Annotated in this window: 20 protein-coding genes and 1 tRNA gene; 6 read left to right on the top strand and 15 right to left on the bottom strand. The window is 56.2% G+C overall.

The window, feature by feature from the left end:
* Window positions 1-115: 115 nt before the first annotated feature.
* Together IPM21_04470 and IPM21_04475 are read right to left on the bottom strand one after the other, a co-directional pair.
* Window positions 116-1,135 carry a site-2 protease family protein gene (locus tag IPM21_04470; protein ID MBK9163156.1) on the bottom strand — a complete coding sequence of 340 codons (1,020 nt, stop codon included), beginning with the start codon at window positions 1,133-1,135 and terminating at the stop codon, window positions 116-118.
* A gap of 86 nt (window positions 1,136-1,221) precedes the next feature.
* Window positions 1,222-1,512, bottom strand: a complete 291-nt coding sequence (locus tag IPM21_04475) for an integration host factor subunit beta (protein MBK9163157.1) — start codon at window positions 1,510-1,512, stop codon at window positions 1,222-1,224.
* Window positions 1,513-1,783: 271 nt separating this feature from the next.
* Here IPM21_04475 and IPM21_04480 point away from each other — a divergent pair, with 271 nt between their 5' ends.
* Window positions 1,784-2,605, top strand: a complete 822-nt coding sequence (locus IPM21_04480) for a zinc metallopeptidase (GenBank protein MBK9163158.1) — start codon at window positions 1,784-1,786, stop codon at window positions 2,603-2,605.
* A gap of 6 nt (window positions 2,606-2,611) precedes the next feature.
* Here IPM21_04480 and IPM21_04485 read toward each other — a convergent pair whose 3' ends face one another.
* Window positions 2,612-3,157, bottom strand: coding sequence for a hypothetical protein (locus tag IPM21_04485; protein MBK9163159.1), 546 nt, complete (start codon window positions 3,155-3,157; stop codon window positions 2,612-2,614).
* Window positions 3,158-3,402: 245 nt separating this feature from the next.
* Between IPM21_04485 and IPM21_04490 the strand changes: the two genes are divergently transcribed.
* Genes IPM21_04490 through IPM21_04500 form a run of 3 tightly spaced genes read left to right on the top strand, consistent with a single transcriptional unit; the run spans window position 3,403 to window position 4,745 of the window.
* Complete coding sequence (locus IPM21_04490) at window positions 3,403-3,693, top strand: NINE protein (protein MBK9163160.1); 291 nt, start codon at window positions 3,403-3,405, stop codon at window positions 3,691-3,693.
* Window positions 3,694-3,710: 17 nt separating this feature from the next.
* Entirely contained in the window at window positions 3,711-4,352 is a 642-nt protein-coding gene (locus IPM21_04495) for a riboflavin synthase (GenBank protein ID MBK9163161.1), read from the top strand.
* A gap of 24 nt (window positions 4,353-4,376) precedes the next feature.
* Complete coding sequence (locus IPM21_04500) at window positions 4,377-4,745, top strand: hypothetical protein (protein MBK9163162.1); 369 nt, start codon at window positions 4,377-4,379, stop codon at window positions 4,743-4,745.
* Window positions 4,746-4,795: 50 nt separating this feature from the next.
* Here IPM21_04500 and IPM21_04505 read toward each other — a convergent pair whose 3' ends face one another.
* The 7 genes from IPM21_04505 to IPM21_04535 all read right to left on the bottom strand — a co-directional run bounded on the left by IPM21_04505 (window position 4,796) and on the right by IPM21_04535 (window position 13,797).
* Complete coding sequence (locus IPM21_04505; protein MBK9163163.1) at window positions 4,796-6,028, bottom strand: type II secretion system F family protein; 1,233 nt, start codon at window positions 6,026-6,028, stop codon at window positions 4,796-4,798.
* A gap of 38 nt (window positions 6,029-6,066) precedes the next feature.
* On the bottom strand, window positions 6,067-7,281 hold the full coding sequence (locus IPM21_04510; protein MBK9163164.1) for a type IV pilus twitching motility protein PilT: 1,215 nt from the start codon (window positions 7,279-7,281) through the stop codon (window positions 6,067-6,069).
* A gap of 77 nt (window positions 7,282-7,358) precedes the next feature.
* The gene (locus IPM21_04515) at window positions 7,359-8,177 is read right to left on the bottom strand and encodes a hypothetical protein (GenBank protein ID MBK9163165.1); all 819 of its coding nucleotides are present in this window, start codon (window positions 8,175-8,177) and stop codon (window positions 7,359-7,361) included.
* A gap of 14 nt (window positions 8,178-8,191) precedes the next feature.
* Complete coding sequence (gene pilB, locus IPM21_04520; protein ID MBK9163166.1) at window positions 8,192-10,024, bottom strand: type IV-A pilus assembly ATPase PilB; 1,833 nt, start codon at window positions 10,022-10,024, stop codon at window positions 8,192-8,194.
* A 195-nt stretch (window positions 10,025-10,219) separates the two neighbouring features.
* Window positions 10,220-11,176: a tetratricopeptide repeat protein gene (locus tag IPM21_04525; GenBank protein ID MBK9163167.1), complete on the bottom strand. Its 957-nt coding sequence runs from the start codon at window positions 11,174-11,176 to the stop codon at window positions 10,220-10,222.
* Entirely contained in the window at window positions 11,151-12,539 is a 1,389-nt protein-coding gene (locus IPM21_04530) for a DUF389 domain-containing protein (protein MBK9163168.1), read from the bottom strand. Before IPM21_04530 ends, IPM21_04525 begins: the two co-directional genes overlap by 26 nt.
* Window positions 12,540-12,555: 16 nt before the next feature.
* Window positions 12,556-13,797 (bottom strand): cation:proton antiporter, encoded by a 1,242-nt coding sequence (locus IPM21_04535; GenBank protein ID MBK9163169.1) that lies wholly within the window; start codon window positions 13,795-13,797, stop codon window positions 12,556-12,558.
* 136 nt (window positions 13,798-13,933) lie between these two features.
* Between IPM21_04535 and IPM21_04540 the strand changes: the two genes are divergently transcribed.
* Window positions 13,934-14,010 (top strand) — tRNA-Met (locus IPM21_04540).
* Window positions 14,011-14,817: 807 nt separating this feature from the next.
* On the opposite strand, the gene IPM21_04545 is transcribed toward IPM21_04540, so the two are convergent.
* Together IPM21_04545 and IPM21_04550 are read right to left on the bottom strand one after the other, a co-directional pair.
* The gene (locus tag IPM21_04545) at window positions 14,818-16,005 is read right to left on the bottom strand and encodes a serine hydrolase (GenBank protein MBK9163170.1); all 1,188 of its coding nucleotides are present in this window, start codon (window positions 16,003-16,005) and stop codon (window positions 14,818-14,820) included.
* A gap of 48 nt (window positions 16,006-16,053) precedes the next feature.
* A complete protein-coding gene (locus tag IPM21_04550) occupies window positions 16,054-16,794 on the bottom strand; it encodes a YebC/PmpR family DNA-binding transcriptional regulator (protein MBK9163171.1) in 741 nt (246 codons plus the stop codon).
* 148 nt (window positions 16,795-16,942) lie between these two features.
* Here IPM21_04550 and IPM21_04555 point away from each other — a divergent pair, with 148 nt between their 5' ends.
* A complete protein-coding gene (locus tag IPM21_04555) occupies window positions 16,943-17,188 on the top strand; it encodes a hypothetical protein (GenBank protein MBK9163172.1) in 246 nt (81 codons plus the stop codon).
* Here IPM21_04555 and IPM21_04560 read toward each other — a convergent pair.
* From IPM21_04560 to IPM21_04570, 3 genes are read right to left on the bottom strand one after another with little or no spacing between them, the layout of a single operon-like run.
* Window positions 17,151-17,438 carry a DUF167 domain-containing protein gene (locus tag IPM21_04560; GenBank protein ID MBK9163173.1) on the bottom strand — a complete coding sequence of 96 codons (288 nt, stop codon included), beginning with the start codon at window positions 17,436-17,438 and terminating at the stop codon, window positions 17,151-17,153. The genes IPM21_04555 and IPM21_04560 overlap by 38 nt on opposite strands.
* The gene (locus IPM21_04565; GenBank protein ID MBK9163174.1) at window positions 17,435-18,025 is read right to left on the bottom strand and encodes a YggT family protein; all 591 of its coding nucleotides are present in this window, start codon (window positions 18,023-18,025) and stop codon (window positions 17,435-17,437) included. The genes IPM21_04560 and IPM21_04565 overlap by 4 nt, the downstream gene beginning before the upstream one ends.
* A 17-nt stretch (window positions 18,026-18,042) precedes the next feature.
* A complete protein-coding gene (locus IPM21_04570; GenBank protein ID MBK9163175.1) occupies window positions 18,043-18,741 on the bottom strand; it encodes a YggS family pyridoxal phosphate-dependent enzyme in 699 nt (232 codons plus the stop codon).
* Window positions 18,742-18,743 lie beyond the last annotated feature (2 nt).

Below are 18,743 nucleotides of genomic sequence, written 5' to 3' on the forward strand. Positions count from 1 at the left end.
GTCAGTGGTCAGATGATACTCAGACGCTCTAAATAAGTTTCTCTGCAAAGGGCTAATGGCTTACGGCTCACTGCTCACTGCTTACTGCTCACCGCTCACCGCTCACTGCTCACTCCTAACCTATCTTTATTGGGAATGGCACAAAGCTAAGTATAAATATCACTAGAACACCGAACGCGATCAGCTTTCGTTTCCCGTCGATCGGCGAGGTGTCCCATGGTTCCGGATGCCCGATCCGCATCATTATCCCGAGGAGCACGGCGATCAGAAAACCGCTCGGGCTGTTGAAATAGATCATCCCCAGCACCGACAGCACGGCCATGATCGCAAAGGCGATCCGGCCGGTCCAATAATGCACTCGTTCGCCAAACACAGCATAGATCGCGTGCCCGCCATCGAGTTGGCCCGATGGGATCAGGTTGAGCGCCGTAACCAATAAACCGACCCAAGCCGCGTAGTAGAACGAATTCCCGTAGATCGCATCCGTGCCCGTACCCGCCAGCCACCCGATCGCCTGCATCAGCAGCGGATCGGAAAAAACGATCCCCTGATAATTCGCAACAACCTGGGCCGGGGCTTTTTCGGCAGTAAAGATGCCAAGAAATGCGATCGGAAGCAGGGCGATAAAGCCCGCGATCGGCCCAGCGACGCCGATATCGAAAACGGCCTTTCGCGAGGGCATCGGCGAGCGTATCTTGATAAATGCGCCGAACGTGCCGGCCGGCCCGATGAGCGGCGGAGTCGGGATGAAATAGGGCAGCGTCGCGTCAACGCGGTAAATGCGGCAGGCTACATAGTGCCCCATTTCGTGGGCGATCAATATAAAAAGCAGCGAGACGGAGAAGGAAAGAGCCTGGGCAAGATGGCTCCAGTCCGAGAAAAGATAGGCTACCGCCGAAATGACGATCGCTGCATAGCTTGCCGGTGCTAGAGCGAGAAACTCAAAAAGTTCTTGCCAGCTTTGCGGGTCGGCCTCGGGAAAGATCATCTGCGGGCCAAAGGGATAAAGTGTCCCGGCGATCGTTGATGTGATCAGCGTCAGCAACAGCAACCCGATGTGCCGCCAGGGCCGAAGCTCATCGCGTTCCAATTTGAATGCATTTTCGTGTCCGGCGGTCTCGGGTAGTTCCTGCATTTGCTGCTTGCAAATAATTATCGCAAACTACTTGGCCCGATGCATTCGGAGTAGTTTGCGATACGTTAAAAAGATTAAATTTGCTGCTATTCGCCTTGGTCCTCTTCCGCGTTTCCGCCGGTGAGTTCCTTGCCCGGTTTGAACCGGATCGTTTTGCCGGCCGGGATCGGCACTTCCTCGCCCGTCCGCGGATTTCGCCCGACGCCTCGCTTACGCGGCTTAACGACAAATACCCCAAAACCTCGGAGTTCTATCCTTTTGCCCTGGGCAAGGGCTTCCTTCATCGCGTTAAAAAGCGAGTCGACCACCTGCTCCGCTTTCTGTTTGGGAACTCCGGTCTTGTCGGCGACCTGATTGACGATGTCCAGTTTTATCATTGTGCCCTCCGGGCAGTTCGGTTGACCCCAGGGAAAGAACGACCCGTCGCGTCAAATCTGATAATAAACCCGTAAATCCACTTTTGTCAACATTTTGCGGTGAAAGAGCGGAGAACATTTTTTGCCATCGCAGGCGCGAAAATCTCCATTTCGCCGATATTCGGCCTCAGTAACTTGCACGGCAACGAGCCCAAAGATGTTCTTGCCCGGGAAAATTGATGGTAAAATCTCGACAATCGTTCTTAAGTTTTGATCAAAGCGAGGTAAGCAAATGCGTTGGAGACAGCAGCGGCAGAGTTCTAACATCGAGGACCGGCGGGGCATGGGCCGCGGCATTGCAATGGGCGGCGGCGGCATCGGCGTGCTGATCATTGCCGCTCTTGTTTGTCTGCTCGGCGGCGACCCGCGCCAGTTTCTCGAAGGGCTTCCGGCTCAGCCCCAAACGCAGCAGCAACCCGCCGCGGCGAACAACGCACCACCCGACGAGAACCGGCAGTTTGCTGCGGCGGTCCTCGGAAGTACCGAAGACGTTTTCTCGCAGATCCTGCCCGCCCAAGGCGGCCCGCGCTATCAGCCGCCGACGCTTGTTCTTTTTTCAGGCGAAGTCTCCTCCGCGTGCGGCTACGCGAGTGCAGCAATGGGCCCGTTCTATTGCCCCGGCGACCGAAAACTTTACCTAGACTTCGCTTTTTTTGATGAATTGAAACGCGAATTCCGGGCACCCGGCGATTTTGCACAAGCTTACGTAATCGCCCACGAGGTCGGCCATCACATCCAGAACCTGCTCGGGACAATGGGACAGGTCCAAGCCCGCGGACAGAACAACGCCCTTTCAGTTCGCCTTGAGCTGCAGGCGGATTGCTACGCCGGCGTTTGGGCCCATCATGCGGCGAAGAAAGGCATCGTCGAACCGGGCGACCCTGAGGAAGCTCTCCGTGCAGCCGCCGCCGTCGGCGACGATATGATCCAAAAGCGGACGCAGGGTTACGTTGTTCCCGAATCGTTCACCCACGGCTCGTCAAAAGAGAGAATGGAATGGTTCACCCGCGGTTACAATGACGGCGACATGCGGCAATGCCAGACTTTCCGCTAGGCGTGTTTACCCCGCCGAGGTTGGCGTAAACGGCCGGCCGTAAAGTTCCTGATAGACCCAACCGAGCACGCGAGCCTCGGCCGTGTAAAGCGTTTCGATCCACGAACTTGTCAGGTAAAGCCGCCGCTCGGTGTTGGTGGTCAGCTTTTCGGCATTTTCCATTATTGAAGCCGCCGGGTCAGCGTCGAGCTTGTTCGCTTCTGCGATCTCCCGCTTCGTCTCTTTAGCATCGTGGATTGCCGCGAGAATGTCGTTGAGCCAAAGCCCGAAGAGCGGCTCGGAGCTGTTTTCCTGAACCGCCTGAAATACGCCGATCGCAAACCTCGCCTCGGCATTCTCGAAGGGATAGATCGGAACGCCGTTCGCTTCATCGTCCGCCTGTTTCCAGAGGAAAAGCTCGTTCGACATCGCGTGGCGAATGCGAGCGGTCCGCTCGTCGAAGTTAAGAAACCACTCGATCAGATCGGCAAGCGAACTATTATCCAACGTCCCGGTAGCATCGCGTTTAAGTTTCGGCGGCTCCTGGCCTGCCGCTGTTGCTGCATCGTTCATTTCGAGTTCAAGTTTACACACTTTCCCGCCGCGTTTCACCCATCGGAGCGAATCGCAACTTCGTTGACAAACGCGGTTTTTCAGCCGATACTTAGGGCACCTCAAACTCCCGCGGAGACGTAACTATGGCAACTAGCTACACAACCTGTCCGAACTGTCGGGCGCAAAACCCCGGAACTTTCCAGAACTGCTCAAATTGCGGATCGTTCATGGGCGTCGGCTCGCCGATGCAGCATTCACCGCAGATGCAAACCAAACCCGCCGGTGCCGATAAAAAGATCGCAGCGGGCCTTTGCGGCATTTTGCTCGGCGGCCTCGGGATTCACAAATTCATTCTCGGCTATCAGCAGGAAGGCATCATTCTGCTCTCGGTCTATCTCATTTCCTTCATCATCGCGATCGTGACCTGCGGCATCGGCACGCCCTTGATCCTGATCCCGACGGTCATCGGCATCGTTGAAGGCGTCATCTATTTGACCAAATCCGACGAAGAATTTGTACAGACCTATATCATCGGCAAAAAGCCGTGGTTTTAGATTCTGAAGCCTGAAAGATGTTCACCGGATTGATCGAAGAGCTTGGCCGCGTCCGCACGGTCGGAGCCCGCGGCGAGAACGCCCGAATCGTCATTGAAACAAAGCATGTGGTCGAAGGCACCGCCTCGGGTGATTCGATCGCCGTCAATGGCGTTTGCCTGACGGCGCTTGATATCGGCAAGAATTCCTTCGCCGCCGATGTTTCCCGCGAAACGCTCGTTCGCTCGACGCTCGGCGGCCTCGCACCGGGCTCGGCGGTCAATCTTGAGCGAGCCGTAACGCCTTCAACGCGGCTCGGCGGGCACATTGTTCAGGGCCACGTCGATTCCCGCGGGCAGTTTCTCGGCGCTGAGAAGATCGGCGATTTCTGGACCGTGCGGATCGGCTTCCCGCCTGAAATGGCCCGCTATCTGGTTTTCAAGGGCTCGGTCGCGTTAGAGGGCATCAGCCTGACCGTCGCCTCGCTCGCCGACGCTCATTTCGAGATCGCCGTTATCCCAAAAACTTGGGAGCTCACCAATCTCTCGTCGCTCAAACCCGGTGACCCGGTAAATCTCGAAGCCGACGTCATCGCAAAATACGTCGAGCGGATGATACAAGCGCGTATGCCCGATTCGCGTATTACTATGGAGACGCTCGAAAAGGCCGGCTTTGTTTAGCCCGCCGCGGCGGCTCGGAGCGTTATGAGATTCGCCCGATATACATTCGCCATCGCCGGCATCTATGGCATCATCGCCCTTGTCCCGCAATATTTTCTCGAGAAGCAGATCGGCATCGATAGCCCGCCGGCGATAACGCACCCGGAGTATTTCTATGGCTTCATCGGCGTGGCTCTAGCGTTTCAGGTCGTTTTCTTGATCATCGCGCGCGACCCCGTCCGTTTTCGCCCGATAATGCCGGCGGCGGCGCTTGAAAAGATAGCATTCGTCATTCCGACCTTCTATCTTTATTTCAATGGCCGTGCTCCCTTGCAAATAACCGCCGGAGCCGCCATCGACCTCTTGCTCGCCGTTCTTTTCACCATCGCTTTTATCCGCACCCAGAGACAATAAAAAAGACGGCACCCGAAGATGCCGCCTTTTGTTTTATGCCTAGTAACTTCTTACTTCGGCCCGCCGGCGAGTTTGCCGATGAGGGTGAAGAGCGGAAGGTACATCGAAATGACGATACCGCCGATGGTGACGCCGAGGAAGGCGATGAGCACGGGCTCGATCATTGCCAAGAGGTCGGCGATGGCCGAATCGACCTCTTCTTCATAGAAGTCGGCGATCTTTCCGAGCATCGCATCGAGTGCGCCGGTCTGTTCACCGACTCCGATCATTTGACCGACCATGTGCGGAAAGACTTTTGTCGCCTTGAGCGGGTCAACGAAGTTCTCACCGCGCTCAACGCCGGCCCGGACCTTAAGGATCGCATCCTCAATGACGACGTTGCCGGCCGTCTTCGATGTGATATCGAGCGACTGGAGAATCGGAACGCCCGAAGAAAGAAGCGTCGAAAGAATACGCGAAAATCGGGCGACCGCTACCTTACGGAGCAACGGGCCAAAAATCGGGGTTTTGAGCAAAAGTGAATCGATATGCCAGCGTCCCTTTTCGGTCTTGTAATAAGCACGGGTACCTATCGCCGCAGCTATCAGAAAGGCTAGTGTTGCGAGCCCGCCCCATCCAGCGAGAAATCCGCTTAAGGCCATTACGATCCGCGTCGGCAGCGGAAGCAGCTCGCCCGGACCTAGCAGGCCGATAAAGATCTGTTCGAACTGCGGGATCACCACGATCAGAATCACGGCAATTGCCGCAATGGCAACAAGGATGACGGCCGCCGGATAGATCGACGCCGAGATGATGCTTCGCTTGAGCTTGACTACCTTTTCAATAAGGGTAGCTAGCCGCTGAAGGATCAGGTCAAGCACACCGCCCGTTTCGCCAGCCTCGACCATGTGCGTGTAGAGCCCATCGAATACCTTCGGGTGCCTTTGAAGCGCTGAGTGAAGCGTCGATCCCTCCTCAACATTCTGCCTGACTTGGCGAAGCACTTCCTTGAAGAAAGGGTTTGGCTGCTGCTCAGCTAAAATGTCAAGACACTGAACAAGCGGCAGTCCCGCATCGATCATTACCGAGAACTGGCGGGTAAAGACCGCGAGTTCCTTAGCATTGACCTTTTTACGCGTCCCCAGCTTTGGGATCGAGATGACCCGGCCTTTCTCATTCGCCTGTGTCATTACGATCTGTTCGCGGCGGAGCAGGCTGCGGAGTTCGTCCGCGTTTGCCGCTTCGCGTTCGCCTGCGACCAATTCGTTCAAGCGGTTTCTTCCTTTATATGCAAATGTTGGCATCTCGTTTTCTACACTCCTTTGGTTTCAAATCCCCTTGGTTATCTGGCGGGCGGGCGTTGTCCGATCGGGCGGCCCTGTGCATAAGGGCTCGCGTGGCCGCCTGCCGGCATTCCCGGCTTTGCCCCGCCGCCTCCGTAAGACTGATTTAAGCCCGATCCGCGTTCGAGTAGTTCCTTCAGCTCATCGGCGTTCGAGGTCCTCTGCATCGCGGCATCGATCGTGATCAGCTTTTTATGCACGAGCGTCGCTAGCGACTGGTTAAAGGTCTGCATTCCGAACTTGTCCTGGCCGGTCTGCATCATCGAATAGATCTGGTGGATCTTGTCTTCGCGGACGAGATTCCTGATGGCCGAGTTGGGCACAAGTATCTCAAGCGCCATGCAGCGGCCATCGCCTGTGGCTTTCGGCAACAGTGCTTGACACATGATGCCTTCCAGCACGAGCGAAAGCTGAGTACGAACCTGCGCCTGCTGTGACGCCGGAAAGACGTCGATGATTCGGTTGATGGTCGAATAGGCTGAGTTAGTGTGCAGCGTTGCAAATGTCAAGTGTCCCGTTTCCGCGATTCGAAGAGCCATTTCGATGGTCTCAAGGTCACGCATTTCGCCGACGAGTACGATGTCCGGGTCCTGGCGAAGCGCTGTTCTCAGAGCCGCTCCAAACGAGTGTGTATCGGCCGCGACCTCACGCTGATTGACCACACAGCTCTTGTGGTTGTGCAGAAATTCGATAGGGTCTTCGATGGTGAGGATGTGTTCGTGGCGTTCGCTGTTGATCTTGTCGATCATCGCGGCAAGCGTCGTCGATTTACCCGAACCGGTCGGGCCGGTAACGAGGATCAGTCCGCGGGGCTTGTTGCAAAGGTCAGAAACAATTGGAGGAAGGCCGAGGTCTGAAAATGTCTTTATCTCGTAGGGGATCGCACGAAAGACCGCGCCGACCGCTCCTTTCTGGTTGAAGAGGTTGGCACGAAACCGCGACATCCCTTTCAATCCGAACGAGAAGTCGAGTTCGAGATTCTCTTCAAAGCGGTGCTTCTGGGCGTCCGTCAGGACCGAATAGGCAAGCCGTTTAGTATCCGCCGGCGTCATCGGAGGAAATCCGTCGAGCGCCCGAAGATGGCCGTGGACGCGGACTTGCGGTGCGGAGTTGGTCGTCAGGTGAAGGTCAGACCCGCCGAGGTCGGTCATTCGCTTGAGCAACTCCGGAAGCGTTATCTGCGAGGCAATGTTGTCTGTGGTTTCGATACTCATGGTTCTTTGGGTGCGGGTGGATCGGGCAGCCGTGAGGTATGGCGGCTCACGGCTCCCGATCAAGGTTTGGAGGGTTGTTAATCGCGAACTGCGGCCTGTTGCGTGCGGCCTGCGCCGCCGCGGAGTGACTGGATCACCTTTTCTGATTCCTCAGCAAGGCGTTCGGCCGAATCGGTCGCCGAGTTGGTCGCAACGCTATAAACGCGTCCGCCGGCTTCGGTGAAATAGAAGAGGCGTGAATGAACGCGGCCATCGCGGGCCTGTGACTGTGCGACGACAACATAGACAGTGTCGTTTCCGACCAGCTTCTGATAATCATTGACCACCCAGCCGTTCTCCTTGATCATCTTGTTGATGACGTCGCGGCGGAGTGCCGTTGTCGGAATACCGCCGACCGTCCGGTTGTTGACGCGGGTCGAAGTATCACCCGTTGCCGCACCGACCACTGAGATCGAGGCCGAACCGACGTTCGAGCCACTGTTGCCGGCGACGTTGAACTTCAATTCGTTTGAGTCCGCACTACCGACCGACCAGTTCTTCGGAGCCGGAGCACCCGAGGGAAGCACCGGTGCCGTGGTCTTCGCCTGCGGCTTGGCTGCTGCTACCGATCGCCGCTCCTGAGCAGCTTGTCTCGCCCGGGCGAGCCTTACCTGACGGAGCCGCAGTGCACGCCGACGCTGAGCAACCTGCCGCTTGCGGCGTTCCTGTGCACGATAAAGCTGCCACCAACGTTTTGAATACTTCTTGACACCGCGCCAAGACCTTTTCGCTTTCTTCTTGTTCTTGTAGCGCTTGGTCTTGACCGACCCAGCCTCGGCATATTCCGTCGCCAGCGGGATCAATGTCCCTAGGCCAAGCAGCAAAGCTATTGAAACTACGATCGCACGAATTGCCATACTTCCTCCTGTGGTTAAATCACTGTTTCCTTGACGACCTCATCGATCGTCGTGATGCCTTCTCTGATCTTGCAAAGCCCTGATTCACGCAGTGTGATCATTCCGAGCTCGATCGCCTTTTTGCGTATCTCGATCGCACTGGCGCCGATGATTATCAGCTCTCGAAGTTCGTCCGTGACCTCCATCACCTCATACAAACCGACCCGACCCTTGAAACCGGTGTTCAGACAGTTGTCGCATCCGCGGCCTTTGTAGAGTCGTAGGTCATCGACCTCACTTGGCGGAAAGCCGATCTCAATAAGCAGTTCTTTTGAAACCTCGATCTCTTCCTTGCAGTCCTTGCAGATCCGCCGGATCAGCCTCTGTGCCTGAATTAGGTTGACAGAGGTCGCAACGAGGAAGGGCTCGATGCCCATATTGACGAGACGCGAAACGGTCGAGGGTGCATCGTTTGTGTGCAGCGTCGAGAGAACAAGGTGGCCCGTAAGAGCGGCCTTGATCGCGATCTCAGCCGTTTCAAAGTCACGAATTTCACCGACGAGCACGATGTTCGGGTCCTGACGCAGGAACGAGCGAAGGGCCGCTGCAAAGTTGAGCCCGATCTGTTCCTTCATCTGCACCTGGTTGATGCCTTCGAGGTTAAATTCAACCGGATCCTCGGCCGTCATGATGTTCGTCTCAGATGTGTTCAGAGACTGCAGAGCCGAATAGAGTGTATTCGTTTTACCCGAACCGGTCGGCCCGGTGACGAGCACCATTCCATATGGATTAGCGATCGCTCGTTTGAACTTAGCAAGGCTCTCTGGTTCAAAGCCTAGTCTCGCCATGTCAAGCATCAGCTTGTCTTTGTCCAAGAGGCGAAGCACGACCTTTTCTCCGAAGAGGGTCGGCAGGGTCGAGACGCGAAAATCCAACTCACGCGAGCGGTCATCGACCTTCACCTTGATCTTGATGCGGCCATCCTGCGGGAGTCGCTTTTCGGCGATGTCCAGCTTCGCCATGATCTTGAGCCGTGAGATGAGCGCATCGCGCATCTTCATCGGCGGTTGCATTACGTCGTAAAGAACACCGTCAATGCGGAACCGGATGCGAAAAAGCTTTTCGTAGCTCTCAACGTGGATATCCGAGGCTCCGCGGCGAAGACTGTCAACAAGAAGTACGTTGACGAGCCGAACGACCGGCGCATCTTCGGAGGCACGAGCGAGATCGGCAAGATTTATCTCTTCATTGGTATCAACGACCTCAAGCTCCTCACCATCACCGTGGAATTCAAAGTCGCCAAGCGATACGTCCAGGTCAGCATCGGAGATCCGCTCGCTGCTTTTACCTTTCTTGGCTGTCTTTGAACTACCGTTCTTGCCGTTGCGGCTTCCAGGTGTAAAGCTCTCGGCAAATGCGGCGTCGAAGACATCGATGTCCATCGTGCCGCTATAATATTTGCCGATCGACATCTGGATCGAGGCCTCAGATGCGATCACCGGCTCGACGTTCAGCCCCGTCATGAACTTGATATCGTCCATGGCGAAGACGTTCGTCGGGTCGGCCATCGCGAGCGTTAGCGTCGCCCCAACCTTTGAGATCGGCAGAACTGTGTATTTGAGAGCGACCTCCTGCGAGATGAGTTTGATAACGTCCGTCTCGATATGAAAGAGATCGAGATTGATGGAGGGCACGCCGTATTGGCGTGAAAGTACGGCCGTTATTACGTCATCGGAGATCATCCCGAGCTTGACTAGGCTGGACCCCAAGCGGCCGCCGTTGGTGCGCTGATAGTCGAGCGCTTCGCGGAGCTGCTGAGGCGTCAAGAGGTTCTCGCGGACAAGGATTTCCCCAAGTTTAGCTGACATTTATTTGCGTCGGGTACCTGAAAAAGGGAACCGGATCAAGGGTAGAAGTGAAGAGTCTTTCTTTGACCAATTCAAATGAAGAGACGGCGTTACAACAGTGGTAAACACCGTTGTAAAATGATAATACGCATTTATTCTGACCGTGTCAAGGCACTTTTTTGACACAAAACAGGTCAAATTGAAATGTGGCGTTCTTTATTGCTGGCGCTCGAGCTGTTCAATGAAGGAGCGGACAGCCGTCGCCTCAACGCTATCGGGAAAGATCTGAAGAAATTTTCGGTAAAGCGCGATGGCCTCGTCGGCCTTGCCCTGCCGCTCGAGAAGGCGGCCAAGATATTGGAGAACGACCTTTGCATCCGGAGCTCCGGCAAGCTGCTCGGCCGCCATTCGCAAGTTCTTCTCTGCAAGTGTGTAGAATTCGAGGGTCGCCGCCAGCGTATCTTCCTCACGCGGAGTTTCGCCGCGGTCGGCGTAGAGCATTCCGAGCCCCGTCAGAGCTTCGGGCTGAAAACCTTTGCCTTCGATGATCGAGCGCTTGAACGCGGCCTCCGCTCTTGCAAAGTCGCCTTCCTCGCGATAGATCCGTCCGGCGATCGCCGAGATCTCCGGATTCGACGGCTCAAGCTTGCGTGCCGCGGCGAGCGATCGCTCGGCCTCAAAAGGATCGATGATCTCGATCAGCATCCGGGCACGGGCAAGATGAGCCTCAGTGAAAGTCGGTCGAAGTTCGATCGCTTTTTCATACAGCTTTATCGCCTCGCGGCGGTCGATCAGCGACTGCCGTTCGGCATCCTGAAATGCGAGTTCGGCGGCATCTTCAGTCGGCTTGAGAACTACATTTACGGTTCGCGACGTTCCGGCCTTCACCACGGCCGGTGCAAATCCCGCTGCCCTCGCACGCACCTCGATCGGCGGCTTGGGCGGAAGCTTGATCGTAAGCTCGCCATTCTCGCCGGCCGTCCCGAAATAGATATTGTTGAGCCAGATCTTCGCACCCGGTTCGGTTTTGACCGTCAAAGCCGCCGTTGGAGCCGAAGCGGTTCGCTGGGCGAAGCCGATGCCCGCAAACGCGCACGCGATCAGCCCGAGAGCGAGAAGCCGCGCCGCTCCCGCCAAGATGGATATGCTACTTTTCAGGTTCGGTAACCGCATTCTCCTGCTTCTCTTCAACCGCCGAAAGCCCCCGCTTTGGCCAACGTTCCGTAAGTGTCCGGGTGATCGAACGCAGGTCGCGGACGCGCTCGGCCTCGGCAGCCTCGGGCCGAAACTTCACCGAGAGCACCGTCTTTTCAGTTGATGCCTCAGCTTCCTCCGAGGTTGTCGGCGGCCGCCACAGCGCGGTCTCAACTGTCGAGTATCTGTCGGTGACCTCCATCGCAAACGCCTCGAGCGGGTCCGTCTTTTTCGTCAGGTCAGCAAGTGCATTCCGAAGCTCTTCGAGCTCTTTGGAGCGGTTCTGGTCAACCTCACTAAGCGCTCGCAGGCCATCGACAAGGCTTGCTTCAAATTCGCCGGTAATATTCTTGAATTCCGAAGGTGACACGTTCATCTTATAGATCTTCAGATCTAAAGCTGAGAGTCCGAATTCATTCTTGACTTGCCGGAGCCGCTGCTCTTCTGCGATCGATATTGGAGCACCGAACGTGTAGATCTTCAGCAGCGTGCGGCCATCCTCGTTTACGATCGACCAGCGGAAAGCCTGCCGGTCGTCCTTTCGAAACTCTGCGGTGATCAGGTTTCGAATACCCCGCTCGACCCTCAGACGATCTAAGACGCCCCACATTATCAATGCACTTGGGATCGAGACAATTACGGCAAAGGCGATGACGGATTGTCGAACGCGCGCTCCGTGTTCTTCGTCGAGTTTGGCTTTTTTCGGAAATTTCAGCCATAGGGCAAGCAGGTATGTTGCGAGCGAAATAAAGAACGCATTAATAAAGAAGAGATAGAAGGCACCGAGAAAGGTGGTCCAATCTCCGGTCGCCAGCCCGAACCCGGCCGTGCATACCGGCGGCATCAATGCGGTTGCGATAGCGACGCCGGGAATGGCATTTGTCTTTCGCTTACGTGAGCCAGCAACGACCCCCGCCACTCCGCCGAAAAAGGCCACCCCGATGTCCAAAATGGTCGGTGTTGTCCGTGCGCTTAATTCGGACGTTATTTCTGCGAACGGCGAGATGAGAAAGTAGAGCAGGCTGGTCAAAAGCGAGACAAATGTCGCGATTCCAAGACTTCCGAGCGAGGTCTTCAGTAACTGCCTGTCGAGCGTTGCAACACCGAGGCCGACGCCGAGGATCGGCGACATAAGCGGCGAGATCAGCATTGCGCCGATGATAACGGCGGTCGAGTTTAGATCAAGGCCGATCGAGGCCAGCAGTGCCGAGCAGACAAGCAACCAGGTGTTTGCCCCACGAAGCCTTACATTCTCGCAGATCTCCTCGATCGTGCCTTCGACGTCTGTCCCGCCGCGGATCGAGAGCAGAAAGCGCAGATAGCGGAACCACCGTGTCAGCATCCCCGGTTCCTTCCTCTTATCCGATTCTTGTGAACTCTCCTGAAACATCCTGTTCTTCAAATGTATCCGGGACTCCATCCTTATCCTTGTCCTCCGTAAAAGCCCACTTGATCAGCGGTGGAGCGATGAGCGTCGTCGCGACCGCCATAAAGAGCACGGCGGCAAAAAACTTCTCTGTTATAACCGCAAGACTGAGCCCGATCTGTGCAACGACGATACCGACCTCGCCGCGGGGTATCATACCGACACCGACCTGTGCCATCTCTCGCCGCGAGAGCCCCCAAGCCCCGAGCCCGCAGCCCACGAATTTAGTGATGCATGCGAATAGCGTAACCACGCCGGCAAGTGCGACGACCTCCCATTCCCTGAAAACGGAAAGATTGAGCTGCATTCCGATATTGACCAAAAAGAACGGCACCAGAAACTCCGTGACGCCCGCAGTCAACTTGTGCATACCGTGGTTCTCTTCGGTTGGTTCGGCAAGGGCCATACCGGCAAGAAAAGCTCCGATGATCGCCGCCACCCCGACATATATGGAGGCGACCGAAAGCCCGAGGCATAGTATAAGCCCGGTGTTGAAAAACGGTTTGTTGATCTTTAGGGCTGCGATCCGCGGTGCGAGCCGCTTCATCGCACCGGTGCCAAGCGTTGCTACCAGCGCAGTAAATCCGATCGCGAGCACGGCGGTCTTGCCAAGCTCCAGAAAGTTCACGTCGCCCGTGCTGACCGCCGAGACTATGGAAAGTATGATCAATCCGAGAATATCGTCGATAACCGCCGCACCGAGAATGATTTTTGACGTTTCGCGGTCAAGCAACCCGAGCCCGCCGAGCACGCGGGCGGTTATCCCGACCGAGGTCGCAACCAGCGCGGCCCCAATGAACATCGCCTCGACAAACGACCCGTCCCAGGCCATCGCGATGAAGTAACCGGCGACGAAGGGCAAGATCACGCCTAGCGTCCCAACAAGGAATGCCTTTTTCCCGACGCGAAGTATAGACTGCGGCTTGGTCTCAAGCCCGACCATGAAGAGCAGAAAGATAACGCCGACCTCGGCCACGATGCCGATTATCTCGCTTGGCTGTACCCAACCGAGAATACTTGGGCCGATGATCACACCCGCAAGTATCTCTCCAACGACGGCTGGCTGACGGAGACGCTCAAAGATCTCCGCCATCACCTTCGCGGCGGCGATCATCACAAAAAGCGCAAGCAAGACCTGCGCGTGCTCAACGGCTGCTCCCAAGACAAGAGGCATGTTCTGGTAGTCTACTCCCGGACGAAACTCAAATCGGAATTCTAACAGTCTCGGGCATTATGCAATACCCGCCGCCGCAGCGACCAGCCAAATTCGCTTGATTTTTTTTCAGCGACATTTATACTCTTTACTTTCAGGCTGGGTAGCTCAGATGGTTAGAGCGTGGGATTCATAACCCCAAGGTCGGGAGTTCGATCCTCCCCCCCGCCACCACTTTTAGAAACAACGGGCCCGAACTCGGGCCCTTTCTGCGTTCATAGGCGGAACCATCCGTTCCAGAGCCGGCTAAAGCCGGGACTCCGAACTTCGCAACTTCGAAACCTCGCAACTTCGCAACTGCGAAAGACCTTCCATATCATCCATATCTTTCATATCTAACGGATCACCATACCCTTTCTGCAGTAGAGAAAAGAAAATGGAAAGCGGAGGAAAGAACAGTTGGCAGACGCCGGTCGTCAGTCGCCATCCGTCGGAAAAAGGTCGAAGACCAAAGCCTCCTCAATTACCAATTAGAAACCAGCCAATTATCAATTAACAATGGAGAGAAATGCAGAGATCGGACGAACACATGGACCTGAGACGCAAGGTGTCAACTTTTTTCAGGACGACACACGTTGTTCACGATGTTCGCGATGTTCACGGTGTTTTCGCGAACGCGCGATGCCCGAAAAAACAGAACACCACGAAATTCAGAATCCGGAATGTCGTGTCGGAGGCCCGCGCGTCAGCAAGGGCTCATCGTCGAATTCGGAATCTGGTATTTGGAATCCGGAATTCGACCGAGCCGGGACTCAAAACCCAAAGCCGATTCACGCGTTTCAGGAGTTTCAGGCGTTTCATTCCTTTCATCCGTTTCAACCGTTTCAGCAACACATGGTCTCTCCAAAAAATGAAACAAAAGAGGTCCGATATGGGGAATCTCGACCAGCTTTCCGTAAGGTGACGATGGGTGCCGAAGCGCATTTCGGAAGTTCGGGGCGTGCGGGCAGGACGCCCATTTACGCCGGCGGCGACCGCACCCTACGGTTGACGGCGAGCGAGGTAGATCTTTTCAAGGAACTCGTTGATCTTTCCGTTCTCTATCCAGCGGGCGACGATGACGAGGTCGCTATCGGGGTCAACGTAGATCAGGTTCGTGCCGTTGCCGATGTGGGCAAAGGCCGAGGCCGGTGCCGCGGGGTAGAACTTGCGGTCCGTGTTGAGGAACCAATTCATAAAGCCATAGTTCGGTTGGGCGACAGTCGGCGTGCGGGCCTGGCGGACGAACTCCTCGGAGAGAAGTCGCCGCTCGCCCCAGCGGCCGCCGCGGGCGGTCAGCAGGCCAAAGCGGGCCATGTCGTAGGCGTTGATGAACATCCCGCCGCCCCAATGGCCGCCTCCGCTGACCGATTGGACAATGCGGCCATCAAGCACGACGAAAGAGTTCTCGTAACCGAACCAACGCCAGGTATTCGAAGCTCCTATCGGATCCATCAGGTTCTCACGCAGAACCTCGGGCAGTGGCCGCCGCCAGACGTTCAGCGCCGCAAGGGCAAGGACGTTGACACGGACGTCGTTGTATTCATAGACCGCACCGGGCTCGTTCCGCTTGCGCGTAAGCCAGGTGGTCGCGTCGCGGTCCGGCCGGTCGGCCCAATCGGGCTTGCCCCAGAGCGTTCCTTCCCAGTCGCTGGTCTGGCGGAGAAGGTGCTCCCAGGTGATCTTACTGTTGTGCGGGCCGGCAAAGAGATCGATGTACTGCTGTTTGCCAAAGTCTTCAGCCCGGTCGAAGCGTTGGCCGGGAACATAAGGCAGCGTGATCGTCGAGTAGTCGGCCGTGCGGTCTTGCAGCGAGCGGATCAGCTTGCGGTCAAATGCGATGCCGACGACCGACGAAAGAAAGCTCTTCGTCACACTGTGCGACATATCGACGCGGTCCAGCGAGCCCCATTCGGCGACGATGCGCCCGCCGCTGATGATCAGCCCGGACGCGTCGCCGCGATCTTTGAAAAGCCCGATGCCCTCGCCAAAAGGCTCGCGGCCAAAGGTCTGCGCCTGCCCGAGCTCCTGGCTCCGCGGAGCCTTTGCCTCATTGGCAATCGCGAAATCGACCGCTTCTTTAAGCTTCGCAGCGTCAAATCCGCTCTGCTCCGGAGAGCGGCGTTCCCAAGCCCCGGCGGGCGGAAAGTAGGCGCTCTGCGGGAATGCAAAACCGGCCTGAAAAAGCATCAAGGCCGGCAGCAGAAAAAAGATCGGAGTGATTCGTTGTCGCTTCATCTATTCCATCTCGCTTTCGTCGATGTCAAAATTCGCGTAAACCTTTTGCACGTCATCATTGTCGTCGAGAGCGTCGTAGAGTTTCATCATCTGCTTGGCATCAGCGCCCTCAAGCTTGATGTAGTTCTGCGGGATCATCGACACCTCGGCGGCCTGCGGCTCGATCCCGGCGGATTTTACCGCCTCGAGCACGCCATCGAAAGCATCGGGAGCGCTAAAGATCTCGAAGACCTCGCCATCGTCCTGCATGTCGTCGGCACCTGCTTCGATGGCGATCTCGAAAAGCTCTTCCTCGGTCTTCGGGGCCTTATCGACAACGATGTAGCCCTTCTTGTCGAACATCCAGGCGACCGAACCGGCCTCGCCAAGGTTGCCGCCGTTCTTCGAAAAAATATGCCGGATCTCGGCGACCGTCCGGTTGCGGTTGTCGGTCATTGTCTCGATCAAGACGGCAACGCCATTCGGGCCGTAGCCCTCGTAGGTGATCTCGTCGTAGTTGACGCCCTCGAGTTCGCCGGTGCCGCGCTTGATCGCACGGTCGATGGTGTCGTTGGGCATGTTCTGCCCTTTGGCGTCCTGAACCGCCTTGCGAAGCCGGGCGTTGGTATCGATGTCGCCGCTGCCGCCGGTGCGTGCCGCGACCGTGATCTCCTTGATTAGCTTGGTGAAGATCTTGCCGCGTTTTGCGTCGAGCGCACCCTTCTTATGCTTGATTGTGTGCCACTTGGAATGTCCTGACATAACTGATCTTTGAAGGCCCTTGGGCCAAATAACGAAAAAAGAACTATATCACGCGGAAATTTTCGGCAACAAACGGGCCGCAGATTTCAAAATGATTTCACTTCGCGGTCACAGCGAATTCATACCGCCGTTGTGAAATAGGAGGCGTATGAAAAGAAACACTACGGTGCTTTTTCTCTGCGGTCTGTTCATCGTTGCCGATGTGATCATTTTTCGGCAAACGATGGCACTCCGATCGGAACTGAGTTGGGCGTTTCTTTCTTCGGTGCTTTTTATGGAGACGCTGGCCGCACTGCTGCTCGTGTGGCTTGGTTATATCGTCTTTCGTAAGAGCTACCGAAGACAGAAAAAGCCAGTTAGCTCAAGAGAGCGTCTTGCAGTCGCTCGGCCGTAACGCCGCTGACCCGAACGAGCTTGGTCCTCGAAGCGGCACCCGTGACTATCTCGACCGCCGACCTGGCAACCAACAGCCGTTTAGCGATCAGCCGAATAAGTTCATCATTTGCCGCTCCGTCCACCGGCGGTGAGGAAACTCTCACCCTCACCGCCCCGCCCATCTCACCCGCAAATTCGGTCCGCGATGCTCGAGGAACGACCTTGACCGAAAAGGTCACTACGCCATCGGATTCGGTTACTTCGATCATCGGACAAAGACCGCCATCACGACCGCCTGCAGTAGGAAGATCAGGATAAGAACGACCATCGGCGAGATGTCGAACATACCGATCGGCGGGATCAACCGCTGAACCGGCAGCATTATCGGGTCCGTCACCCGGCGGGCGAAGGCAAAGAGCGTGTTGCTCGTGTAGACAAACCACTGCGAAACGAACCGCAGCACGATCATCAACACGAATAAACTGAGCAGGCCATAAAGGATATAGCCGATGGTCGCCTTTACGTTTCCGCCGACGATGGAGGCAGAAAGCCCGTCGATGACGAAGAACGCATTGCCGATGATCTGCGTGCTCAAGTATGTAAGGACGAGAGCGATGAAGATAACGACGAGCGGTGCGAGCTTTATGTCAACGCGATAATTCGCCAGCAAGCGAGCCGCAGGATATACAAACCGCTCGGTGATCTTGCGGATCTTGAAGCTAAATCTGCCAACCGTGCCAAACGGGTTCGGATCGGCATAGTTAAAGATAAGTCGGAGGATCAGCAGGGCCAGAAAAAGGAGAAACGCTCCCCAGATGACAAGCCGAACGATAGGATAAACGGTCAATGAAAGCATCGCGTTACTCAAAATACTCAATTTCTTTCGCCGAAGATCGCAGTTCCGACGCGAACCATGGTCGCACCCTCTTCGATCGCGACCTCAAGATCGTGGGTCATTCCCATCGAGAGTTCGCCATCGCCGGCGGTGAACGCTCCTTCGTCCCGCAGACGGTCGCGAATTGCTCGAAGCCTTTGGAAGAACGGGCGCGCATCTTCTGGATCATCAAAGAACGGAGGCAAGACCATCAAGCCAATAAATCGCAGATGTTCGCACCGCTTCAAAACCTCGACCAAGAGCTGAAGCTGAGTTTCTGCAACGCCGGACTTTGTCTCTTCGCCTGCAAGATCGACCTGAATAAGAACGTCGAGCGACCGCTTGCCCTCCTCGCCACAGATGCGTTCGAGACGATGGACAAGCTCGGGCGAATCGATGGAATGAATGACGTCGAAAAGCTGAACCGCAGAACGGGCCTTATTTTTCTGCAGATGGCCGACGAGGTGCCATTCGGCGTCCTCGTGGCCGATCTCGGCGATCTTTGCTTCCGCCTCCTGCACCTTATTCTCGCCAAAGGCGTGGCAGCGAGCGGCGAGCGCGTCACGCACCGCAGCGGCAGGTTTGGTTTTGCTTACGGCAATCAGCTTGACCTCGGCGGGGTCGCGTCCGGCACGTTTGGCCGCAAGCGTAATACGCCTTCGCACCTGAGTCAGATTTCTTGCAATATCGGTCGTCACGG

The sequence above is a fragment of the Acidobacteriota bacterium genome, from assembly GCA_016716435.1.
Taxonomy (GTDB): Bacteria; Acidobacteriota; Blastocatellia; order Pyrinomonadales; family Pyrinomonadaceae; genus OLB17.